Below are 3,497 nucleotides of genomic sequence, written 5' to 3'. Positions count from 1 at the left end.
TGTGACGCTCGAAAATAGGGTTCGGGTCGTTGACCTGCATGTTCAGGCGGCCCGGTGATATTGGTTGATCATGCCGCTGAGGATTGGTTGTCGCCGGACAGAACGAACATCGGCCAGGTCGGTGATCGGCCGTGTGTCGGTCGTCTCGACCATCGGTGGTCGTTGGTTTCGGGACTGGTGCGGGCGGTGCCGGTTATAGTGCTTGGCGTACTCGGTGAGGATCTTGGCGAGATGTTTCTCGTTGAAGATCAACATCTGGTCGAGCATCTCGCGGCGGAGCGTCCCGACCAGGCGCTCGCAGATCGCGTTCGCCCGCGGAGCCTGCGGCGGAGTCTTGATGATCCGCACACCGGCGGCCCGGAAGACCTCGTCGAAGGCGGCAACGAACTTGGTGTCCCGGTCACGCACCAGAAATCGCAGCGAGCCCATCCGCTCCCCCAGGTCCATGGCCAAGTTCCGAGCCTGCTGGGTAACCCACGCGCCGGTCGGGTTGGCGGTGACCCCTCCCAGGTGCAGCCGACGGGTGCCGTGCTCGATGAACACCAGGACATAGAGCCGTTTCAGCACGATCGTGTCTACCGTGAAGAAGTCACACGCGATCAGGCCGTGCGCCTGAGCGGACAGGAACTGCCGCCAGGTGGGCCCAGACCTGCGCGGTGCCGGATCGATACCGGCCGCGTTCAATGCCTCCCAGACCGTCGACGCTGCGACCTGGTGGCCGAGGCGGGCCAGCTCGCCCTGGATCCGCCGATGCCCCCAACCCGGATTGTCGCGAGCCATCCGCACGATCAGGTTCCTGACCGCCGCCTGTGTCGGTGGACGTCCTGGCCGGCGCCGGTCGGTGTAGGTCCATGTGCGAGAGACAAGGCGACGATGCCAGCGCAGGATCGTCGCAGGCGTCACCGGGAACACGGTCGGCCAGAGGTGGCGAGGGAGAAGCCGGGACAGTGCCGCGAACCAGATCCGGTCGGCCGACTGGTACCGGGGGCGCGGGACCTGGCGGCGCAGCATGGCGTTCTCATGACGGAGCACGAGTAACTCGACGTCCTTGGACAACTCACTGCGCCAGATGATCAGCACGAGACCCAGCAACTTCCGGACGATCAGATACACCAGGGAGAACACCATCTCGTGATGCTCTCAACCCAGGCAACACCTCAGCAGCGAAACCGCAGGCCACGACCCGGAACCGAATATTCGAGCGGCACAAGCTCACGGTTGCTTCGTCGAGGTCGGGCCAGCGCTGCGGGGTCACGGGTCTGGATTGGCCTCGACCACGAGTTCCTCGAGTCTCTCCACCGCTCTCGGCTCTTCCAGATCAACCGAGAGCGCAAGGAGTCGTTCGTAAAAAGGACGCGATATGGCGAGCGAATCTTCGTACAGCCAGGAGCAAAGGGTGTCGAACGCTAGCCCTATTTCTCCGACGTACACCAACTCCTTGATGTCAGTTCTTACATCACTTGCTGTAATCGACGACTCGTTTAGAAGCGCTAGTATGTCGGCTTGTGCTTGCCTGAAATCCAACAACATCACCCGATTGGGAAGCCTGTGATGACACGGGCCGTAGCCGGCTCGTAGATAACGCGAATATTCACGCCATCATACACGCCCTCGATCTTGACTCGAGATGGATCACCCTTCTTTGTGTACATAGAGCCTTGCGCACCCTTCTGCCACATCCAGGTGCTCGTAGGGTTGGTGGCTACATCCGCAACGCCATCGAGAATCTTGTCTGTATCCCAGGACTCCGGGAATACTGTCTTTCCGGGCTGCCCTGGCCATTTATGCCCACCTCCGGTCCGGTTGCCTGCGATGATGTGATACTGCGCATCACCATCGATCAGATCACGCCCCAGTCCGCAGTTGCTGTTGTGCACTAGGACCGGTGTGTTACCTGCTTCTACATAGTACGTGTGGATGCCGTCGATGGTGAGGTTGTGGACTTGCTGGTGCCGGGTCCAGGTGTTGATGGCGGTGATCTGGGTGTGGGTGCCGGCGCTGGTGCGGAGCCACATGCCGGGTTTGAGGTCGGCGGCTTTGGTCCACTTTTTGTGTTTTCCGGCGACCCAGAAGGGGTGGCTGTCGGTCGCGATCACCAGGCCGGTGTTGTCACCGTGCTTGCCGTCGGTGTCGACGGTTACTTCGACCAGGTTCTTTTGGCCGTTGCTGGTGATCGTGGCCAGGACGTCCTTGGCCTGGGTCTGTCCGGTCTCGGGGTCGGTGGCGAGGATCTTGTCGCCGGCCTTGATGTCTTCGATCGGCTTTTGTTCGCCGTTGGCGAGTAGGACCTCGGTACCTGGTACGAAGCTGCTGCAGGCTTTCGGTATACCACCCTTGGTCCCTTTCGCGCCTTTCCTGAGGACCGCCAAGCTCCCCAGGAGCGGGACTATGGCGAGTCCGGAGGCAAGTGCGTTTTTCCAGTCTCCCTCGAGCAGGTACCACACGCCGTTGACGGCGTCTGCGATATCGCTACCTGGAACAGGCAACGCCCCAACACCCGCGAGCGCCTCGCGGGGATTACTGCCACCACACATAGAGTCGCTGGGGTATTCGGAGCAGAATGCGAGCTTTGCCTGCATGTATACGCGATATTCCTCTGCGTCATGCGGCAGCTCGAGGTCCTGGAGCAGTTTGCTGTATTTAGCATGCCTCGTGGGTCCTGCTGGAGTGTCAGGGAAAAATCCGGGGTAGTCCGGCGCCGGTGAGGTAGGGGCCTTGCCCTTGCTCTTGTTCTTGCAGCCTCCGATGTTGTAAAGGCACCTGGTGCTATCTGTCAGCGGGCCGTCGAGTCCGGTGGGGTCGCTGATGTTGACGGGGTTGTGGTTGGAGTAGGAGTAGCCGTTGTAGCCTTGCGGGAATTCCAGATTGAAGAGCGGGTCGACGGAAATGAATCGGCCGGTGTTGGGATCGTATTCGCGGGCGCCGAGGTGGATGAGGTCGGTGGCGGTGTCCCGTGTTCCGCCGACGAAGTTTTGGTCGCCGGTCCAGGTGCCGGTTGCGGTGCCGCGGGGTTGGCCGAAGGGTGTGAAGCGGCGTTGGGTGAGGGTTTGGGTGGAGGCGTTGATTTGTAGTTCGGCGGTGCCGTGGTGGTCGGGGGATAGGAATTGGACGCCGGCGTTGGTGCGCATCGCTATGGTTTGGCCGGCGTGGGTGTAGTAGCGGGTGCCGGTTGCGGTGGTGGCGTCTTTGGCTTGGTGGAGTTCGGTGCGGGGCAGGTAGAGAGTGGTCCCGGTGGGGTCGCGGCGGATGAGCCGGTTTCCGTCGGCGTCGTAGAGGTAGCTGGTTTCGCCTTTGGCGGTGTCGGTGAGTTTGGTGAGTTCGCCTTCGTTGTCCCAGTCGAGGGTTTGGGTGGCCGAGCCGATTTTGCGTTGGGTTGTGTTGCCGGCCTCGTCGTAGGTGAAGGTCTCGAGGTGGGCGTTGGTGCCGGTTTGGTTTACGGCGGGGAGCCGGTGTCCTGTGGTGGGTGGGGTGTATTCGCGGGTGTAGTTGGTGGTGGG

At 61.7% G+C, this 3,497-nt stretch carries 3 protein-coding genes; all 3 read right to left on the bottom strand.

Annotated features, from left to right (window positions below; all coding sequences use genetic code 11):
* Nucleotides 1-42: 42 nt before the first annotated feature.
* Nucleotides 43-1,128 (bottom strand): integrase core domain-containing protein, encoded by a 1,086-nt coding sequence (locus HKK72_RS37585; RefSeq protein WP_187239154.1) that lies wholly within the window; start codon nt 1,126-1,128, stop codon nt 43-45.
* A gap of 123 nt (nt 1,129-1,251) precedes the next feature.
* Nucleotides 1,252-1,530, bottom strand: a complete 279-nt coding sequence (locus tag HKK72_RS37580) for a MafI family immunity protein (protein ID WP_187239153.1) — start codon at nt 1,528-1,530, stop codon at nt 1,252-1,254.
* A partial coding sequence (locus HKK72_RS37575; RefSeq protein WP_187239152.1) for a polymorphic toxin-type HINT domain-containing protein occupies nt 1,530-3,497 on the bottom strand: 1,968 nt, incomplete at its 5' end. The genes HKK72_RS37580 and HKK72_RS37575, both read right to left, overlap by 1 nt.

This window comes from Actinomadura sp. HBU206391 (assembly GCF_014323665.1).
Taxonomy (GTDB): Bacteria; Actinomycetota; Actinomycetes; order Streptosporangiales; family Streptosporangiaceae; genus Actinomadura_C.
Note: the sequence above shows the minus strand (reverse complement) of the source record. Positions and strands in the feature narration are given on the sequence as shown.

What these genes read in the sequence shown, in the direction of transcription:
- HKK72_RS37585 (WP_187239154.1), bottom strand. Translation starts at nt 1,128, where the DNA reads ATGGTGTTCTCCCTGGTGTATCTGATCGTCCGGAAGTTGCTGGGTCTC.
- HKK72_RS37580 (WP_187239153.1), bottom strand. Translation starts at nt 1,530, where the DNA reads ATGTTGTTGGATTTCAGGCAAGCACAAGCCGACATACTAGCGCTTCTA.